This window comes from Allosphingosinicella sp., assembly GCF_036570505.1.
Classification (GTDB): domain Bacteria; phylum Pseudomonadota; class Alphaproteobacteria; order Sphingomonadales; family Sphingomonadaceae; genus Allosphingosinicella.
Genome location: NZ_DATCYB010000015.1, coordinates 55,014 through 72,819 on the forward strand (window position 1 = coordinate 55,014; position 17,806 = coordinate 72,819).

Below are 17,806 nucleotides of genomic sequence, written 5' to 3' on the forward strand. Positions count from 1 at the left end.
ACAATTGAAGCCGCGCGCATATTGAGATGAAGCCTAATGGGGGCATTACAGTCTTGAAGACAGGAGTTGCGCCATGAGAAAGGTCGTAGCCACCATCATATCCCTGTCCTTGGTGCCCGCCACCGCCGCCATGGCCGAAAAGAAGAAAGACCAATCGGCGGACATGGGCGATCCCAACCGGGTTATCTGTGAGACCATCAAGAAGACCGGCAGCCGACTCGCCAAAGAGAGGGCATGTCATACCGCCGCCGAATGGGCCGAGATGCGCCGCCAGCAGCGCTTGACGACGGACCGGGTTCAGGCGTTCAAGCCGTGCCAGGTCGGCGCCGGTCCCTCGGGCGGCGAATGCTGATCCCCGCTGGGAGGCTCATGGCCTTCGTAACGATAGCCGAGGGCCCCGCGCGGCATAATTTGTGCTCGACCAAGTCGTCGATGGCTGACTTCTTGGAATTGTCATGTTATGCAGTTGTACTGGGATATTCGCATTAACTGGCAACATTGATGACAGGATGAGATTGATGAGAAAAATCATTGCCGTGGCTCTGGCCGTATCGCTGGCGCCGACTGCCGCCCTTGCCAACGACAAGCGCGATCAGTCCGCCGACATGGGCGATTCCAACCGGGTCATCTGCAAAAAGCTGGAGCTGACAGGCAGCCGCCTTGCCGTGAAGAAGGACTGCCGTACCGCCGCCGAGTGGGCGGACGTTCGCCGCCAGCAGCAGGATACGACGAGCCGCATTCAATCCGCCATTCCGCGTCCGGGCGAATAATAGCTCGTTCCTGGGAAACGGTTCGAGGCCTATAGCCTCGTGCCCGGCTTTTCACGCTCGTCATAGCGTTCGAACTCGTACGCGATCGAATTCTCGATCAGCGCGTCGTAGAGAAGCGCGATCCGGTCCGCCGGCCCACCTTCGCGGGCGGCGGCGGAGCTCACCTTGGCGATGACGTCGGCCTTGCGCCATTCGTCGCGCACCGCCTCGCGATCCGGCTTTATCCGCGCCGCGGCCTCCATGTAGCGGAAGCGCTCGGCGAGCAATGCCGCAATCTCCTCGTCCAGCCGATCGACACCGCGGCGGACCTCGGCCATCGTCGTGCAGTCGATGGGTTTCGTTCTTTCGTTCGTTCTTTCGTCGGTCATGCCCGCTCTTTAGCGACCGCCTCGCCCCTGTCGAGGTTGACTTCTGGACCCCGAGCCGCCAAGAGCGCGCCTTCGCAATTGGCTCCGCACCCCGGTGAAGCGGATGCCGCGTTGGATGCTCGGTCTGACGGTGCGGTTCCGGGATCTTGGAAGCAGCAAATTGGAGTAATCTCATGTCGAAGCGCAGCAGCGCCAAATACAAGCTCGACCGCCGCATGGGCGAGAACGTCTTCGGTCGCCCGAAGAGCCCGGTCAACAAGCGCGAATATGGTCCCGGCCAGCACGGACAGCGCCGCAAGGGCAAGATGTCCGACTTCGGCATCCAACTGCGCGCCAAGCAGAAGCTCAAGGGCTATTATGGCGACGTGACCGAGAAGCAGTTCAAGCGGACCTACACCGACGCCAGCCGCATGAAAGGCGACAGCTCGCAGAACCTGATCGGCCTGCTCGAGCGCCGCCTGGACATGGTCGTCTATCGCGCCAAGTTCGCGCCGACCATCTGGTCCGCGCGCCAGATGGTCAGCCACGGCCACATCCGCGTCAACGGCGTCAAGTGCAACATCGCCTCGCGCCGCGTCGATGTCGGCGACGAGATCACGCTCGGCTCCAAGGCGCAGGAAATGGCGCTGGTCATGGAAGCCCAGAGCCTCGCCGAGCGCGACATTCCCGACTATGTCGCCCCGGACGGCACCGCCAAGGTAACCTTCACCCGCGTCCCGACGCTCGACGAGGTGCCCTATCCGGTGAAGATGGAGCCGAACCTGGTCGTCGAGTTCTACTCGCGCTAAGCGGACACACCGTCACAAGAAAAGGAAGGGGGGCTTTCGCCCCCTTTTTTCATGGCGCGAGATTTGCCAAGAGGAAGCTTGCGATCCTGGTCAGCATGTCGCGGCGGGCGTTCGAGTCCACCAGGCTGTGTTCCAGCCCCTCATAGACGACCAACTCACTCTTCTTGCCCGCATCGCGCAGCGCATCGTCCATGCCCCGCGAGTGGCCGATATCGACATTGATGTCGCGGTCGCCGTGGAACAAGAGGACTGGCGCTGAAATGCTCTGTGCATTGCGCAGCGGCGATCCTGCCTCGATATGAGGCCCACTGCCGATATAATCGGCGACGATACTGGAATTGGTGTAGAATCTCGCATCCGTCTTGAGCAGACCCAGATCCGTAACCGGCGCGATCGCGACCACGGCCTTGAACAGGTCCGGCGCGACGACCGACGATTGCAGCGCCGCATAGCCGCCATAGGACCAGCCCAGGATCGCCAGCCGATCGGGATCGGCAATTCCCTGGCTCGCCAGCCACTTTCCGCCGGCCGTCACGTCGCCGACCGACGTGCGCCAGCTCTGAAAGCCATTTTTAGCCAGCCAATCCGCGCCATAGCCGGCCGATCCCCGGTAATTGGGCTGGAGAACGGCATAGCCGAGGCTGGCGAGATACTGCGACAACCAGTCGAAACCCCATTCGTCGCGGGCTGCCGGGCCCCCATGCGGCAGAACGATGGCCGGCAGGTTCTTCGCTTCCTTGCCGGGCGGCAACGTCAGATAAGCGGGAATGGAGACGCCATCCGCCGCCGGGTAGGTGATCGGCTTCACGCTGGCGAGCTGAACATTTTCGAGCTTGGGCCGGACCAGCATGATCTCATTGAGCGCGCGCTTCGCCTTGTCGTAGACATAGTAGCGGCCCGGATCGGAATCGCTGCTCGCGAAAACGAGCACCCGGTTGCCATCCGCGCTCGCGCCATCGAACCGGATTAGCGGCAGGTCCGGGATCGCCTTGGACAAGGACGCGGCGAGCTTCTTATACTCCTCGTCGAAATAGATGACCTGCCGCCGTTCCTCGGCGAAGGTGACGCCGATCACGCGCTGGCCATTCGCCGCTCGCACGACATTGTCCACGTCGACCTTGTCGTTGGCGTAGACGAGCTCCGTCGCCATCGAGCCATCGAGCTTGACGCGATAGAGCGCATCGCGGCCGTTCAATCTCTTGAGGGCATAGGCGGCATCAAGGTCGGCATCGACCGCGATAGGCACCATGCCCTCGCTGGTCAGCATGTTGTGGGTGGAGAACTCCTCCCAGTCATCGTTGCCCGAACGGCGGTAATGATAGCGTATGACGGGCGAAAGCTGGCCGGTAGCGCCCTGGCTGCGCGCCGCCGTCATCATCCGGACATTCCCGTGCGCGTCGGTAATATAGTCGGCCGCGTGTTCTATCGCCGGCTCGATGATCGTCTTCTTGAGGGTCCGGGTATCGATACGTTCGACCGCCAGCCCCTCCTTCTTGCGGATCAGCCGCGTGCCGATCCGGCCCGCTTCCGGAATATATTCCTGGCTCATGAGCACATCGCCGTCCTCGCCCGGTAGCCAATCCAGGATGGCGCCGTCGAACTGCCGAACATAAGCGTCATATTCCGAGCGCCTCTGGCCCAGCTCCTGGGGATCCGTGCCGTCGGTGTCGATCGCGAGCAGCCGGGACATTCCGATGAGTGTGCCGGCGAACTCGGTCAGCGCACGAATCCGGCAGATGACGCGATCGTTGGTGACGAAGCTGCACCAGGACAGCATCTGTGGATTGGCATCGGAGCTGAGGATCGGCTGAGGGGTTCCGCCCTCCAGGGGCGCGATATAGGCGACAGTCTGCCGCCCCGGCCCCGGCGCGACATAGACGATGCTTTGTCCGTCCGGCGAAATATCGACATCCTGGAGGCTCGCCCGCTGCCCGAACAATTCGGCCTTGTTATCGGCGGCCTGGGCGTGAACGCCCGACGCGGCAAGCGCGGCCGCGCTACAAGCAATCAAATACTTCAACATGTTACCCCCTCGTTTCCCGGACGGAATAGAAGCAGGGCCGCATTCGATGCGCAAGAGTGAAAAGCTGGTGGTGGCCTTGCGCCGGGCAAGGCCCCTTCCCTATAGCGACCGCCATCCGCCAAACCGCCGACAGGAGAATTGGCATGCGCTTCAGCCTGATATCCGCCGCCCTGGTCATCGCCTCGATCGGAGCCTGCGCTCCGATGGACGAACCCTCGACTCCGACGGCCGAACCTTCGAGCCCGACCGGCCCGGCCTCCGCCGATCCGGACATTTCGCTCGACACGCTGAAGACGGTGACCGAGCAACTCTCCTCCGACGCGTTTGAAGGACGCGCGCCGGGAACGCCCGGAGAGGAAAAGACCGTCGCCCTGCTCGCCGAACGCTTCGAGGCGGCGGGGCTGCAGCCCGGCAACAAAGGCAGCTGGTTTCAGGACGTGCCGCTGGTCGAAGTCTCGCTGGAGGGCGATCCCGACCTCACCTTCACCGGCGGCAAGCAGCCGCTCTCCTTCGACCATAAGGAAGACATGGTCGCGGTGAGCTACCGCTTCACGCCCGAGACGGAGGTCAAGAATTCCGACGTCGTCTTCGTCGGCTACGGCATCAACGCGCCCGAGCGCGGCTGGAACGACTATGCCGGTCTCGACGTCAAGGGGAAGACCGTCATCATCCTGGTCAACGATCCCGACTATCAGACGACGGGCCTCGAAGGTCCGTTCGAGGGTCGGGCGATGACCTATTATGGCCGCTGGACATACAAATATGAGGAAGCCGCCCGGCAAGGCGCCGCAGCCGCCTTCATCGTCCATGAGACCGAGCCCGCGGCTTATGGCTGGAACGTGGTTCGCAGCAGTTGGACCGGGCCGCAGCTCTACACCGATGCGGAAAACAACAATATGGACGAGACGTTGGTCAACGGCTGGCTGACCAACGAGGCGGCCCAGCAGCTCATGACCTCGGCGGGCAAGGACCTCGCCACCCTCACCGCCGCCGCCAAGCAGAAGGGCTTCAAGGCCGTTCCGCTCGGCGTGAAGGCCTCGATCTCCTTCGACAACAAGATCGAGCGCCAGGCGTCGCGCAACGTCATCGGCATCCTGCCCGGCAGCGAACGGCCGGACGAATATGTCATATATACCGCTCACTGGGATCATCTCGGCATCTGCGAGCCGGTGGATGGCGACAATATCTGCAACGGCGCGCTCGACAACGCTACCGGCACCGCCGGTCTGGTCGCCCTCGCCGAAGCCCATGCCAAGGCAGGCCCCGCCGACCGCTCGCTCGTCTTTCTCGCCGTCACCGCCGAGGAATCGGGCCTGCTCGGCTCGGCTTACTATGGCGCCAATCCGGTCTATCCGCTGAGCCAGACCGTCGGCGGCATCAACATGGACGGCCTCAACGTCGCCGGTAATACGCGCGACGTGGTCGTGATCGGCGGTGGCAAGTCGGAGCTTGAGAATTACCTCAAGCGCGCCCTCGACCAACGCGGCATCATCTTGAAACCGGAGCCGACGCCCGAGGCCGGCTATTACTACCGCTCCGACCATTTCAGCCTCGCCAAATATGGCGTGCCGATGCTCTATGCCGAGGGCGGCGACGATCTCGTCAACGGCGGCATCGCAGCCGGCCGCGCGGCCGCCGAGGACTACCGCGCCAACCGCTACCACGCCCCGGCCGACGAATATGACCCCAACTGGAATTGGTCCGGCGCCATTCGCGATCTGGAGCTCTACTATCAGATCGGCCGCGAGTTGGCGGAGACGGAGGAGTGGCCCAACTGGTACGAAGATGCCGAATTCCGCGCGATCCGCGACAAGTCGAGGGCGGGAGCGGAGTAACGGGTTTCCCCATCCGCAGGTGGATGGGGTGGAGCTTGCATCAATGACCTTCCGACAGCCGCCCGAATGGGCGCTCCATGACTGGGTCTGGATCGGCTTCCCCAGCCACGCCGACCTCTGGGAAGACGATCTGGAGCCTGCCCGCGCCGAGGTGATCACCTTCGCCCGCGCCATCCATGCCGACGGCAAGGGCGAGCGGGTGCGCCTGGTCGCCGCCGATCCGGACTCGGTGGATCGCGCCCGCGAACTAGCAGGGCCCGATATCGAGATCGTCCAGGAAATATTCGGCGACATCTGGCTGCGCGATACCGCCCCGCTCATCTTGAAGAGCGGCGGCGAGCGCGCGGCGGCGGATTTCGCCTTCAACGGCTGGGGCGGCAAATATGAGCTGGAGGGGGACGACACGATCGGCCTCCGCCTCGCCGAGACGATGGACCTAGAAGCCAACCACCACGATTGGATCCTGGAAGGCGGCGCGATCGATGTCGACGGTACCGGCCTCGCCATCACCACCGAGCAGTGCCTCCTGAACCCGAACCGCAACAAAGGCATGAGTCGGGACGAGATCGAGGCGCGGCTGACGCGCGATCTCGGCCTCGACCGCATCCTCTGGTTCGGCGACGGCCTCTTGAACGACCACACCGACGGCCATGTCGATAACCTCGCCCGCTTCGTCGGCGAGAACCGCCTCGCCATTCCCGTCCCCGCGGGCGACGATGATCCCAACGCCGAGGTCTATGAAGATGCGAGGGCCCGCGCCGAGGCGTTCGGACTCGAGGTGGTACCCATCCCCTCCCCTGGCCGTGTATTGCGTGATGGTGAAATCATCCCCGCTTCCTATATGAACTTCTACATCGGCAATGCGGCGGTCGTGGTCCCTCTCTACGGCGCGCCGAACGATGACGCCGCCGTGGAAGCGATCGGCGCCCTGTTCCCCGGCCGCGAGGCGGTGGGCTTCAGGGCCGACCACATCCTCACCGGCGGCGGCAGCTTCCACTGCATCAGCCAGCAGGTGCCGGTGTGATTGCGTCTAGCCGTCATCCCAGCGAAAGCTGGGATCCAGACGGAGGTCGGGACGGCACCGCCGCTTGGATGCCAGCCTTCGCTGGGATGACGGAGTAGAATATGTCGAACGTAACCGTCGCCGCCCTCCAGCTTCCCTTCACCGACTGCGTCGACGACAATATCGACGCGGTATCCGCACTCGTGCGCGAAGCCGCCGACAAGGGCGCGAAGATCATCCTCCCGCCCGAGCTGTTTGAGGGCCATTATTTCTGCCGCACCCAGGACGAGAGCCATTTCGCCCGCGCCCTTCCTGTGGATAAGCATCCGGCGGTGCTCGCCATGCAAAGGTTGGCGAAGGAGCTCGGCGTCTACATTCCGACCAGCTTCTTCGAGGCGGAGGGGCATCATCATTACAACAGCCTCGCCATGATCGACGATCAGGGCGCGGTGATGGGCGTCTATCGCAAGAGCCACATCCCCGACGGTCCGGGCTATTCGGAGAAATTCTATTTCCGCCCCGGCAATACCGGCTTCAAGATATGGAAGACCCGCTACGGCACGATCGGCGTCGGCATCTGCTGGGACCAATGGTATCCCGAAACCGCCCGCGCGATGATGCTGATGGGCGCGGAAATCCTGTTCTACCCCACCGCCATCGGCACCGAGCCGCACGATCCGGACCTCGACACCAGCCGCCTCTGGCGCCGCGCGATGGTCGGCCATGCCGTTTCCAACGTAGTCCCCGTCGTCGCCGCCAACCGCATCGGCACTGAGGGCGGCCAGCGCTTCTACGGCCACAGCTTCATCTGCGACGAACGCGGCGACATGCTCGCAGAATTCGGCGCGGACGAGACAGGCGTCCTCGTCATCACCGTCGACACCACCCAGGCAAAGAAGCACCGCGCCGCCTTCGGGTTCTTCCGCGACCGACGGCCGGAGCTTTACGGCCGGCTCACCCAGGACATTTGATCGACGGATTCGTTCGTCCCGAGGCTTAGGATTTGCTTTTAAGCTCCAAAGCCCGCGCGAAAACATCCTCGAACATCTCCGCCGTCAGCCTCCCCGTATTCTGGTTGTAGCGGGAACAGTGGTAGCTATCGATCAGGATGCGGCCGTCGGGGAGCGCATGCTCGGCGAGATGTCCGAACTTGAAGCGCGCCGGGATGCCGCCGCATGTCCGCACCGCGGCGCCATGGGCAACCTGGCCGAGAGCGACCAGCACCTTCGCGCTCCGTAGCGCCGCCAGCGACAGGCTGAGAAAGCTCCGGCATGTCTCGATCTCGCTGGGCAGCGGCTTGTTCTGCGGCGGCAGGCATTTCACCGAGTTGATGATCGCGCAGCCGGTGAGGCGGAGACTGTCGTCGACGCGCTCCTCATAGACGCCCTCGGCCAGACCGAACTTCTTCAGCGTGTCGTAGAGCAGCACGCCCGCATAGTCGCCGGTGAAGGGCCGACCAGTGCGGTTCGCCCCGTGCTTGCCCGGCGCCAAGCCGACGATGCCCAGCCAGGCCTGCGGGTCGCCGAAAGCCTGGACCGGCGCGTTCCACCAGTCGTGGTGCTCGGCCCTCAGCTCTTCGCGAAAAGCGACGAGGCGGGGGCAGAGTGGGCAATCATGCGGCGGCTCCGCTTGGGGAACCGGGGAACTGGCGGGAAGCATGGGGACCGTCTAGGGCCCGCTGCATGGCCCTGACAAGCTACGCCATCGCTCTGGGTTCAAACCGTCGTGGCCGTCATGGTGGCCCTGCCGATACTGTTCGCGCGGCCGCCCAGGCGCTGGACGCCGAACGCCTGTCCTCGATCCACGCAACCCCCGCCCTCGGCCCCGCCGGCCGCGGCTTCGCCAATGCGGCCGCGATCGTCGAGACGGACCTCGAGCCGCCCGACCTGCTGGCGAGGCTGAAGTCGATCGAGCGGACTTTCGGTCGCCGCGGAGGCCGCCGCTGGGGCCCGCGCGTGCTCGACCTCGACATATTGCTGTGGTCCGACGGGCCCTATGAGGGCGAGGGCCTCGTCATCCCCCATCCCGCCTTCCGCGACCGCCTGTTCGTCCTCGAACCGCTCGCCGAGATCGCCCCGGAGTGGCGCGACCCCGTTACCGGCGTCACCGTCCGCCAACTTCTCCACCGCCTCCGCCGCCGCAACCCGGTTGACCCCCGCCCCGCCGATACTTAGGGGGAAGCACCCACAAAGGGCCGTTAGCTCAGTCGGTAGAGCAACTGACTTTTAATCAGTAGGTCGCTGGTTCGAATCCAGCACGGCTCACCAACCTCCTTCATTCGCTGGAATTTCTCCCCATGTTCCGGCATGTCGTTTCGACCTCGCCACGAATGCCGGAGCCCCGCCCAAATGTTCAACGCCCGCACACGTTTCTGGACCGGCGTCGCCATCACCGGATCCCTGTGGCTGGCGATGCTGCTGTTCGGTGGGCTCGGCTGGGATCAGGACGAGGCGCTCCGGCTCATTCTCTATGCGGGCGACAATCGCGTCCTCGCCCGCAACGCGGATCTGCTCACCGATTTCGGCAGCTGGCGCATCCTCGTTCCGATCACGATTGTCGCCGCCGTCTATCTCGCCTTCACCCGCCGCATCCGGGCCGCGCTCCTCCTGTTCACCGTTTTCGGCGGCCGTCTGCTGGTCGAGTTGATGAAGGTCATTGTCGACCGCGACCGTCCCGGCGTCGACCAGCATCTGGAGGCGGTCCACTCGGTGAGCTTCCCCAGCGGCCACGCCGCCAACGCGATGATCACGTATGTCGCTATCGCGCTCCTGGTCCCGGTTCGCCAGCGCAACCGCGCCATCGCCGTCGGTCTCGGTTTCGCTGCCGCGCTCCAGGTCGGCTGGAGCCGCGTCGCCCTGGGCGTCCATTGGCCGAGCGACGTGATCGGCGGCTGGGCCTTCGGCCTCCTGTGGGTGATGGTCTGCATGCGACTCGCAAGCGCCCGCCCGGACGCCGAAGCGAGCACCGGGGCGCGCTGATCAGCGGAACAGCCGGGCCGCTCCTTCATTGTCATCGCAAAGGAGACGGACCATGGTCGACAAGCGCCGCCCCGACGACAGCGAACTCATCGACGAGATGGAAAGGGCCCCCGGCCAGGGCGGTGTCAGCGGCGGCAATCTGCAGCGCGACATAGCCAGCCAGGCCGAGGAAGAGCACGATGTCGGCGGCAAGCCTGGCGTCACCCGCGTGCGCAAGGAGGACAAGGCCGACAAGGGCGACGTGCCGACGCTGCCCAATCGCAGCTAAGCTCGGCGGAAGACCACCGACAGGTTGTTGGCGGGCATCTCGAGGACGCTCTCCAGCACGAGGTTGTTCTTCGCCGCCTCCGCCACGACGTCCTCCAGGTCGCGCACGCCCCAATCGGGGTCACGGCTCCTGAGCGAGAGGTCGAACGCCTCGTTGCTGGGCGCGGTCTCCACGCCCTGCCGTCGGTAGGCGCCATAGAGATAGAGTGGAGCACCCGGCACTAGCAGCCGCCCCGCGCCCGCGATCAACCCCTCGGTCGCCGCCCAGGGGCTGATATGGACCATGTTGATGCACAGGATCGCGTCGGCCCGCTCGACCGGCCACTCGCGAGCGCTCGCGTCCAGGCGCACTGGCGACAGGAGATTAGGCGCTCCAGCGTCCTGTTGCCAGGCTTCGATCGACGCAAGGGCCGCCGGATCGGGATCGCTGGGCTGAAACGTCAGGCCTGGAAAGGCGTGCGCGAAATGCAGCACATGTTCACCGGTTCCGCTGGCGATCTCCAGTACGAGGCCTTCGTCGGGGAGTAGCCCCCGCAACACGTCCGTGATCGGTCCGGCGTTGCGGGCCACATGCGGCGCGCTGCGGCGGTCGTCGCTCACTCCGCCGCCTGCGCCTGCTCCGGCTCCTTGTATACGAGCACCGGCTTCCTCGCCGCCAGCGTCTCGTCGAGGCGTCGGCGGGGGGCGTGGACCGGCGCGGCCTTCAGCGATGGGTCGCCGGCCTTCGCCCGCTCCGCTACGCTCCGCATCGCGCCGATGAACTGATCGAGCGCTGCCTTGCTTTCGGTCTCGGTCGGCTCGACCAGCATCGCGCCGTGAACGACCAGCGGGAAATACATGGTCATCGGGTGGAAACCCTCGTCGATCAGGCCCTTGGCGAGATCCAGCGTCGAGAGGCCGCCTTCGAAGCCCTTGTCGCTGAACAGCGCCTCATGCATGCACGGCCCGCTCTTGCCGTAGGGCGCGTCCAGCACATCTTCAAGCTGCCGCAGCATGTAATTAGCGTTGAGCACGGCATCTTCGGCGACTTGGCGAAGGCCGTCAGCACCGTGGCTCAAGATGTAGCTCAGTGCCCGGGTGAACATGCCCATCTGGCCGTGGAAGGCGGTCATGCGGCCGAAGCTCCGGGCGTGATGATCCTCCGCCGTTTCCTCCTCGATGAGGGCGTAGTGATCGTTCTGCTTCTCGACGAAGGGAAGCGGCGCGAAGGGCGTCAGTGCTTCGGAGAAGACGACGGGACCCGAACCGGGCCCGCCTCCGCCGTGCGGCGTGGAGAAGGTCTTGTGCAGGTTGATGTGCATCGCGTCAATGCCGAGGTCGCCCGGACGGACGCGGCCGACGATCGCATTGAAGTTCGCGCCGTCGCAATAGACGAGAGCGCCAGAGTCATGCACAGCCCTCGAGATTTCGGTCATGTCCGGTTCGAACAGCCCGCAGGTATTGGGATTGGTGATCATCACTGCGGCCACGTCCGGCCCCAGCCGCGCCTTCAGCGCCGCCAGATCGACGCGGCCGCGCTCTGTGGCGGGGATGTTCTCGACACGGTAGCCGGCGAAGGCCGCCGTCGCCGGATTGGTGCCGTGGGCGCTTTCCGGCACCAGCACGACCTCGCGCTTGCCGCCGCGCGCTTCCAGCGCCGAGCGAATAGCGAGCAGGCCGCACAACTCGCCGTGGGCGCCCGCCTTGGGGCTCATCGCCACCGAATGCATGCCGGTGAGCTTGATCAGCCATTCGCCCAGGTCGTGGATCAACCGATAGGCGCCCTGCACGGTATCGGCGGGCTGGAGCGGGTGGATATCCGCGAAGCCCGGCAGGCGAGCGATGCGCTCATTGAGCCGCGGATTGTGCTTCATCGTGCACGAGCCGAGCGGGAAGAGGCCCAGGTCGATAGCGTAATTCTGGCGGCTGAGGCGCGTATAGTGGCGCACCGTCTGCGGCTCGGACAGGCCCGGCAATCCGACGTCGCGACGGCGCTCCAATCCGCCGAGACGGCTCTTCACCTTAGGCGCTCCGGCGAAGTCGACGCCGGTGCCGCCGCGTGCGTCCATTTCGAAAATCAACGGCTCCTCGAGCATGAGCGCGCGATTGCCAGTCCAGGTGTCCACGCTCGCCTCCGCGCTTTCAGGGCGGGTGGCGCGTCCTTCGCGGTTCATGCTCATGCCAGGCACTCCTGAAGCGCGTCGGCCAGCGCTTCGACATCATCATGGGTCGTGGTTTCGGTGACGGCGACGACAAGGCCGTTTTGAAGCGCATCCGCCCCCGGATAGAGCCGACCGAGGGAGACACCCCCGAGAATTCCCTTATCGGCCATAGCTCGGACCACGGGCCGCGCTTCCTTCGACAGCTTTAGCGTGAACTCGTTGAAGAAAGTCTCGTTGACGAGTTCCACGCCCGGCACATTCGCTAGGCGTTCAGCCGCCTCCACTGCCTTGGCGTGATTGAGAGTCGCGAGCCGCCGCAGCCCTTTCTCGCCGAGCAGGGTCATGTGGACGGAGAAGGCCAGCGCGCAGAGGCCGCTGTTGGTGCAGATGTTGGACGTCGCCTTCTCGCGGCGGATATGCTGCTCGCGGGTCGAAAGGGTCAGCACGAAGCCGCGCTTCCCCTCGCCGTCCACCGTTTCGCCGCACAGGCGCCCCGGCATCTGGCGGACGAATTTCTCCTTGCAGGCGAACAGGCCAACATAGGGGCCGCCGAAGTTGAGGCCGACGCCGATCGACTGGCCTTCGCCGACGACGATGTCCGCGCCCATTTCGCCCGGGCTGCGGATCGCGCCCAGCGCCACCGGTTCGGTGACGACGGCGATCAGCAGCGCGCCCTTCTCATGCGCCTTTTCCGCGATCGGCGTGAGATCGGTGATGCGGCCGAGGATGTCGGGATACTGGACGACGACGCAGCTCGTCTCCTCGTCGATCGCCGCGAGCAGTCGTTCGACGTCCGTTTCGGGCGAAAGCTCCGGCAGCGTCTCGTCGAGCACGTCCCCGGTGAACTTGGCCATCGTATTGGCGACGGAGACATAATGGGGATGGAGGCCGCCCGAGAGCACGGCCTTGCCCCGGCGGGTGATGCGGCGGGCCATGACGATCGCCTCCCAGCATGCGGTCGAGCCGTCATACATGGAGGCGTTGGCGACGTCGCAGCCGTAGAGCCGCGCCACTTGCGTCTGAAACTCGAACAGCGCCTGGAGCGTGCCTTGCGCGATCTCGGGCTGGTACGGCGTGTAGCTGGTCAGGAACTCGCCGCGCTGGATGAGATGGTCGACGCTCGCCGGAATGTGGTGGCGATACGCCCCCGCGCCGAGGAAGAAGGGCACCTCGCCCGCGACCATGTTCTTGCGGGCCAGCGCCGTCAGCTGCCGCTCGACCGAAAGCTCGCTGGCATGATCGGCCAGCCCTTCGATCTTCGCGGAAAGCCGCGCCGCTTGCGGAACGTCGACGAACAGGTCGTCGATCGACGACGCGCCGACCGCGCGGAGCATCTCCTGGCGGTCGCTGTCGGCTAAGGGAAGATAACGCATCAGTTGGGCTTTCTCATCGTAAAGCGAAGACGAACATAATCGGCGAACCAGCTTCCGTCCGGCCGCTGGAGCTTGAGCGCTAGGCGCCGCTCGACCGCTTCCGCGACATCCGCCTGCTCCTCGTCCGGCACGCGGGCGGCATCCATCCAGCCGGCGCGAAAGGTGCGGACCCAGGCGGCGACGCCGCTCGGCAGGTCCGTCTCGCGCGGGATGATCTCGGCCTTGATGTCGGCGAAGCCGGCGCGGCTGTAAACGCGGTTGAACTCCTCGACGCTCGGATACCATTGCGGGTCGGCGGCCGGCACCGGATAACCACGCGCCGTCAGTTCCTCGCGGACGCCTGCGCGGAGGACGGCGATATTGCCCTCCCCGCCCATCTCGCCGACGAAGCGCCCGCCCGGCACCAAGGCGCGGAAGACGCCGCTCGCGACCGCCTCCGGGTCCAGCATCCAGTGGAGCGCCGCGTTTGAGAAGACGGCGTCGAATTGGGTGTTGAAGTCGAGCGCCTGGGCGTCCGCCACATGGGCATTGAGGCCCCGCGCCTGCGCCGCCGCGACCATCGCCTCTGACGCATCGACACTGATCACCTTCGCGCCAGCCGCGACGATCTTCTCGGTCAGTACGCCGTCGCCGCAGCCAAGGTCGAGGATCGCCTCGCCCGGCTTCGGATCGAGCAACGCCAGCGCCGCTGCGCCCAACGCCGGCACGAAGGCGGCATTGCTGGCATAGTCGCTTGGAGACCAGCGCGAGGCGACGTTGACGGTCACAGGCTGTCGCAGAAGCTCTTATAGTCTTCGGCGCTCATCAGGTCGGATAGCTCGTGATTGTCCGATAGGGTCAGCTTGAAGAACCAGCCCTCGCCTTCCGGATCGCTGTTGATCAGCGAAGGATCGGCCTCCAGCGCCGCATTGCCCTCGGTCACCTCGCCCGAGACCGGCGCATAGATGTCGCTCGCCGCCTTAACGCTCTCGACCACGGCCGCGTCGCCGCCCTTCTTCACCTGGGTGCCGGCGGCGGGAACCTCGACGAAGACGATGTCGCCCAATTGCCCCTGCGCGAAATCGGTGATGCCGACGGTGGCGTTATCGCCCTCGACGCGGATCCACTCATGCTCCTTGGTGTAATAGGTCGTCATTTGGCGGCTCCCTTGCGGTGGTAGCGGTGGGGGACGAAGGGCATCGCCACGACCTTCGCCTCGAATATCTTACCGCGCGATGCGAGCCGGATGTCGGTGCCCGGCTCGGCGCTGGCGGTCGGCACATAGGCCATGGCGATGGGCGCCTCGAGGCAGGGCGAGAAACCCCCGCTGGTCACCTTGCCGACTTCGTCGCCGTCGACGTCCACCACCATCGCGCCCTCGCGCACCGGTTGTCGTCCCAGCACCGCCAGGCCAACGCGGCGGCGGATCGGGCCGTGCTTCAGCTCCCGCTGGATGCGCTCGTCACCCGGAAAGCCCCCTTCTTCGCGGCGGCGTTTGGAGATCGCGAAGCCCAGATCGGCCTCGATGGGCGTCGTTTCTTCATCCAGGTCATGGCCATAGAGCGGCAACCCCGCTTCCAGTCGCATGGAATCGCGCGCGCCAAGGCCGATCGGTTTCACTTCCGCCTGGGCCGCGATAGACTCGGCGACCGTCTCGGCATCCCTGGCGAGGATCGATATTTCGAAGCCGTCCTCGCCCGTATAGCCCGAGCGGCTGATCCAGGCCCTGGCCCCGTCGATCTGAAATGCGGCGCCGGTCATGAAGCTCAGCGCTTCCACGCCCGGCGCGAGCCGCGAGAGCACGTCCACCGCCTTCGGTCCCTGCAGCGCGAGCAGCGCATGATCCTCCAGGTGGTCGAGCTTGATGCCCACCGGCAGCTTGTGGCGAAGATGGGCTATGTCGCCATGCTTGGTGGCGCCGTTGACGACCAGGTAGAAATGGTCGCCCCGGCGGGTCACCATCAGGTCGTCGATGATCCCGCCCTCGTCGTTCAGCAGCAGCGAATAGCGCAGCCGCCCGCCCTTCAGCAGCGACAGGTCGGCCGGGAGCACCGTCTCCAGCGCCGCGTCGAGGTCCGTCCCATGGAGCTCCATCTGGCCCATATGGCTGACGTCGAAAAGGCCAGCCGACGCCCTTGTCCAGAGATGCTCGGCGAGGATCCCCTCATACTGGATCGGCATCGCATAGTCCGCGAACGACACCATGCGGGCGCCCTTCGCGCGATGCCAGCTGTCGAGCGGGAGTTTCTTGTCCAGGGGGTCGCTCATTCCAGTCTCCAGAGTGTGCATGGAAGGCCGCGAACCGTCGCGACTTGTCCCAGGCTGCACCCCCTCTGTCACTGGACCTGAGAGCTTTCGCGCGCCGTTTGCGGCGGCTTACCCCTTCGGTGGGATGCATCGCATCCGCTTTCCAGAGTGCCTCAAGACCGCGCGGTCCTTTTGCCTGAGAGATTCCGGGGCGGTTGCTCCTTCGGCGGTGGCGGTCTCCCGTCACCCTCTCCCGCGCGCTCATCCGACGGTTTCCCGCCGGCGACCGGCACGCTCTGGAGCGTCGCCGGTCCCGAGTCAATTCGCTTATCGCGTTGCGTTGTAGCGAAGCTGCTCCTCGGTCAGCTGGAAGCCCACCAGCAGCTCGAAGCTCGCCCGCTGGACGGCGGCGCGGACCTTGGGATTGGCCATCGGATCGAGCGCGGCGTCGACGTCACCAGGCTCGCGCTCGCGGGTGAGTTCGCGCTGTATGTCCTGCGGCAGGGTGGCCGCCGCGCGGAGCACTTGGCCGGTGGCGGCACCGGTCGAGCTCGCCCGGTACTGGCCCTCCGCGAAATCGAGCGAGACCCGGCTCACGCTCTTGGACACAACGTTGTCGCTGCCCTGGATAACGACCGCGAAATAGGGAAGCACGACGTTGCGCGCGCCGCTGGGATCGCGGCGCTGGGCATTGACGTCGAAGGTGACGTTGGTGACGATATACTCGCCGGTCTCGTTGCAGGTGCTTTGAACGTTGGTGATCGAGGCGACCACGTCGATCGCGCTCGCGTCGCGGCTCGATTCGGGGTTGAAGAGGGTGATATCGCCGGTCGGGGCCGGGATCGCCACCGTCGGGCAGGCCGAGCGGGTCGCGATGATACCGCCGACGGTGAGGTCGCCTTCCTTGGCGCACCCCAAAAGGGCAAGCGAGAACAGGGCGGGCAGAGCCACTTTGGGGTTGAACACGGACATCGATCCTCAACATTAGGGGTGGAGCCGATCGGCCTAACCGGCCGGCGGGATCATAGGAAGCGGCTTTAAAGCCTGCAAGCAATCCGATAGAGACGCGCCATGGCGACATCGAAGAGGTCCCTCACCCTGCTGATCGCGGCGCCGCGCGGCTTCTGTGCGGGCGTCGATCGCGCCATCACCATCGTCGAGCTCGCCCTCGAACGCTACGGCGCGCCCGTCTATGTCCGCCACGAGATCGTCCACAACAAGTTCGTCGTCGACAGCCTGAAGGCCAAGGGCGCGATCTTCGTCGCCGAACTCGACCAGGTTCCGGACGGCGTGCCGGTGGTCTTCTCGGCCCATGGCGTGCCGAAGGCGGTTCCGGCCAAGGCCGAAGAGCGCGGCCTCAATTATCTCGACGCCACCTGCCCGCTCGTCTCCAAGGTTCATCGCCAGGCCGAACGGCTGGTTGAGAATGGACGGCACATCCTCTTCATCGGCCATGCCGGCCATCCCGAGGTAATCGGTACTTTCGGCCAGGTTCCGGAAGGACTGATGACTCTGATCGAGACGGCGTCGGATGCCGAGGCCATCGAGCCGGCCGATCCCGACTGTCTCGCCTTCCTGACGCAGACCACCTTGTCGGTGGACGACACGGCGGAGATCATCGCCATCCTCCAGCGCCGCTTTCCCGCCATCAAGGGTCCGCGCGGCGAGGACATCTGCTATGCCACCTCAAACCGCCAGCAGGCGGTGAAGGACATCGCCAGGCGCTGCGAAGCGGTGCTGGTGATCGGCGCCCCGAACAGCTCCAACTCTGTGCGCCTCGTCGAAGTCGCCGAGCGTGAAGGCGCGAAGGCGCGGCTGGTCGGGCGCGGCCACGACATCGATCTGGCCTGGCTGGAAGGCGTCACGACACTCGGAATCACGGCGGGCGCGTCGGCACCCGAAGTCCTCGTTCGCGAGGTCGTCGATACGCTGGCCGAGCATTTCGACGTCCGTGAGGAGGCGGTCGAGGGTGTCCAGGAGCGGATGGTTTTCAAGCTTCCCCGAGCGCTCGAAGCGGCGGCCTGACCCTGTCCA

The 17,806-nt window shown here is 65.2% G+C and carries 20 protein-coding genes, 1 tRNA gene and 1 riboswitch; of the genes, 11 read left to right on the forward strand and 10 right to left on the reverse strand.

Annotated elements, in window-relative coordinates; genetic code table 11:
• Positions 1 to 73: 73 nt before the first annotated feature.
• Together VIR62_RS01180 and VIR62_RS01185 are read left to right on the forward strand one after the other, a co-directional pair.
• Positions 74 to 352, forward strand: coding sequence for a hypothetical protein (locus VIR62_RS01180; protein WP_431867984.1), 279 nt, complete (start codon positions 74 to 76; stop codon positions 350 to 352).
• Positions 353 to 518: 166 nt separating this feature from the next.
• Positions 519 to 770 (forward strand): hypothetical protein, encoded by a 252-nt coding sequence (locus VIR62_RS01185; protein ID WP_431867986.1) that lies wholly within the window; start codon positions 519 to 521, stop codon positions 768 to 770.
• A 29-nt stretch (positions 771 to 799) separates the two neighbouring features.
• On the opposite strand, the gene VIR62_RS01190 is transcribed toward VIR62_RS01185, so the two are convergent.
• Positions 800 to 1,138: a chorismate mutase gene (locus VIR62_RS01190; RefSeq protein ID WP_431867987.1), complete on the reverse strand. Its 339-nt coding sequence runs from the start codon at positions 1,136 to 1,138 to the stop codon at positions 800 to 802.
• Positions 1,139 to 1,311: 173 nt separating this feature from the next.
• On the opposite strand from VIR62_RS01190, the gene rpsD reads away from it, so the two are divergent.
• Positions 1,312 to 1,926 (forward strand): 30S ribosomal protein S4, encoded by a 615-nt coding sequence (gene rpsD, locus VIR62_RS01195; protein WP_431867989.1) that lies wholly within the window; start codon positions 1,312 to 1,314, stop codon positions 1,924 to 1,926.
• Positions 1,927 to 1,975: 49 nt separating this feature from the next.
• On the opposite strand, the gene VIR62_RS01200 is transcribed toward rpsD, so the two are convergent.
• Positions 1,976 to 3,949, reverse strand: a complete 1,974-nt coding sequence (locus VIR62_RS01200) for an alpha/beta fold hydrolase (RefSeq protein WP_431867990.1) — start codon at positions 3,947 to 3,949, stop codon at positions 1,976 to 1,978.
• A gap of 143 nt (positions 3,950 to 4,092) precedes the next feature.
• Between VIR62_RS01200 and VIR62_RS01205 the strand changes: the two genes are divergently transcribed.
• The 3 genes from VIR62_RS01205 to aguB all read left to right on the forward strand — a co-directional run bounded on the left by VIR62_RS01205 (position 4,093) and on the right by aguB (position 7,758).
• Positions 4,093 to 5,784 carry a M28 family metallopeptidase gene (locus VIR62_RS01205; protein WP_431867992.1) on the forward strand — a complete coding sequence of 564 codons (1,692 nt, stop codon included), beginning with the start codon at positions 4,093 to 4,095 and terminating at the stop codon, positions 5,782 to 5,784.
• A 43-nt stretch (positions 5,785 to 5,827) separates the two neighbouring features.
• The gene (locus VIR62_RS01210; protein WP_431867993.1) at positions 5,828 to 6,808 is read left to right on the forward strand and encodes an agmatine deiminase family protein; all 981 of its coding nucleotides are present in this window, start codon (positions 5,828 to 5,830) and stop codon (positions 6,806 to 6,808) included.
• 101 nt (positions 6,809 to 6,909) lie between these two features.
• Positions 6,910 to 7,758 carry an N-carbamoylputrescine amidase gene (aguB, locus tag VIR62_RS01215; protein WP_431867994.1) on the forward strand — a complete coding sequence of 283 codons (849 nt, stop codon included), beginning with the start codon at positions 6,910 to 6,912 and terminating at the stop codon, positions 7,756 to 7,758.
• Between the two features lie 25 nt (positions 7,759 to 7,783).
• On the opposite strand, the gene VIR62_RS01220 is transcribed toward aguB, so the two are convergent.
• Positions 7,784 to 8,446, reverse strand: coding sequence for a uracil-DNA glycosylase (locus VIR62_RS01220; protein WP_431867996.1), 663 nt, complete (start codon positions 8,444 to 8,446; stop codon positions 7,784 to 7,786).
• Positions 8,447 to 8,469: 23 nt separating this feature from the next.
• On the opposite strand from VIR62_RS01220, the gene folK reads away from it, so the two are divergent.
• From folK to VIR62_RS01240, 4 genes are all read left to right on the forward strand, one after another.
• A complete protein-coding gene (gene folK, locus VIR62_RS01225) occupies positions 8,470 to 8,961 on the forward strand; it encodes a 2-amino-4-hydroxy-6-hydroxymethyldihydropteridine diphosphokinase (RefSeq protein ID WP_431867997.1) in 492 nt (163 codons plus the stop codon).
• A gap of 17 nt (positions 8,962 to 8,978) precedes the next feature.
• Positions 8,979 to 9,054 (forward strand) — tRNA-Lys (locus VIR62_RS01230).
• Positions 9,055 to 9,135: 81 nt separating this feature from the next.
• Positions 9,136 to 9,765 (forward strand): phosphatase PAP2 family protein, encoded by a 630-nt coding sequence (locus VIR62_RS01235; protein WP_431867999.1) that lies wholly within the window; start codon positions 9,136 to 9,138, stop codon positions 9,763 to 9,765.
• 52 nt (positions 9,766 to 9,817) lie between these two features.
• The gene (locus VIR62_RS01240; RefSeq protein WP_431868001.1) at positions 9,818 to 10,033 is read left to right on the forward strand and encodes a hypothetical protein; all 216 of its coding nucleotides are present in this window, start codon (positions 9,818 to 9,820) and stop codon (positions 10,031 to 10,033) included.
• Here VIR62_RS01240 and VIR62_RS01245 read toward each other — a convergent pair.
• The 7 genes from VIR62_RS01245 to VIR62_RS01275 form a co-directional block, all read right to left on the reverse strand.
• On the reverse strand, positions 10,030 to 10,632 hold the full coding sequence (locus VIR62_RS01245) for a DUF938 domain-containing protein (protein WP_431868002.1): 603 nt from the start codon (positions 10,630 to 10,632) through the stop codon (positions 10,030 to 10,032). The two genes, VIR62_RS01240 and VIR62_RS01245, sit on opposite strands and share 4 nt — an antisense overlap.
• Positions 10,629 to 12,191, reverse strand: a complete 1,563-nt coding sequence (gene gcvPB / locus VIR62_RS01250; protein ID WP_431868004.1) for an aminomethyl-transferring glycine dehydrogenase subunit GcvPB — start codon at positions 12,189 to 12,191, stop codon at positions 10,629 to 10,631. Before gcvPB ends, VIR62_RS01245 begins: the two co-directional genes overlap by 4 nt.
• The gene (gene gcvPA / locus VIR62_RS01255; protein WP_431868005.1) at positions 12,188 to 13,546 is read right to left on the reverse strand and encodes an aminomethyl-transferring glycine dehydrogenase subunit GcvPA; all 1,359 of its coding nucleotides are present in this window, start codon (positions 13,544 to 13,546) and stop codon (positions 12,188 to 12,190) included. The genes gcvPB and gcvPA overlap by 4 nt, the downstream gene beginning before the upstream one ends.
• The gene (locus VIR62_RS01260; protein ID WP_431868007.1) at positions 13,546 to 14,313 is read right to left on the reverse strand and encodes a class I SAM-dependent methyltransferase; all 768 of its coding nucleotides are present in this window, start codon (positions 14,311 to 14,313) and stop codon (positions 13,546 to 13,548) included. Before VIR62_RS01260 ends, gcvPA begins: the two co-directional genes overlap by 1 nt.
• Positions 14,310 to 14,681 (reverse strand): glycine cleavage system protein GcvH, encoded by a 372-nt coding sequence (gene gcvH, locus VIR62_RS01265; RefSeq protein ID WP_431868009.1) that lies wholly within the window; start codon positions 14,679 to 14,681, stop codon positions 14,310 to 14,312. The genes VIR62_RS01260 and gcvH overlap by 4 nt, the downstream gene beginning before the upstream one ends.
• A complete protein-coding gene (gcvT, locus tag VIR62_RS01270; protein WP_431868010.1) occupies positions 14,678 to 15,793 on the reverse strand; it encodes a glycine cleavage system aminomethyltransferase GcvT in 1,116 nt (371 codons plus the stop codon). Before gcvT ends, gcvH begins: the two co-directional genes overlap by 4 nt.
• A 153-nt stretch (positions 15,794 to 15,946) precedes the next feature.
• Positions 15,947 to 16,038: riboswitch (glycine riboswitch) on the reverse strand.
• Between the two features lie 61 nt (positions 16,039 to 16,099).
• Entirely contained in the window at positions 16,100 to 16,738 is a 639-nt protein-coding gene (locus VIR62_RS01275) for a hypothetical protein (RefSeq protein ID WP_431868012.1), read from the reverse strand.
• 105 nt (positions 16,739 to 16,843) lie between these two features.
• Between VIR62_RS01275 and ispH the strand changes: the two genes are divergently transcribed.
• The gene (gene ispH / locus VIR62_RS01280) at positions 16,844 to 17,797 is read left to right on the forward strand and encodes a 4-hydroxy-3-methylbut-2-enyl diphosphate reductase (protein ID WP_431868013.1); all 954 of its coding nucleotides are present in this window, start codon (positions 16,844 to 16,846) and stop codon (positions 17,795 to 17,797) included.
• Positions 17,798 to 17,806: the final 9 nt, after the last annotated feature.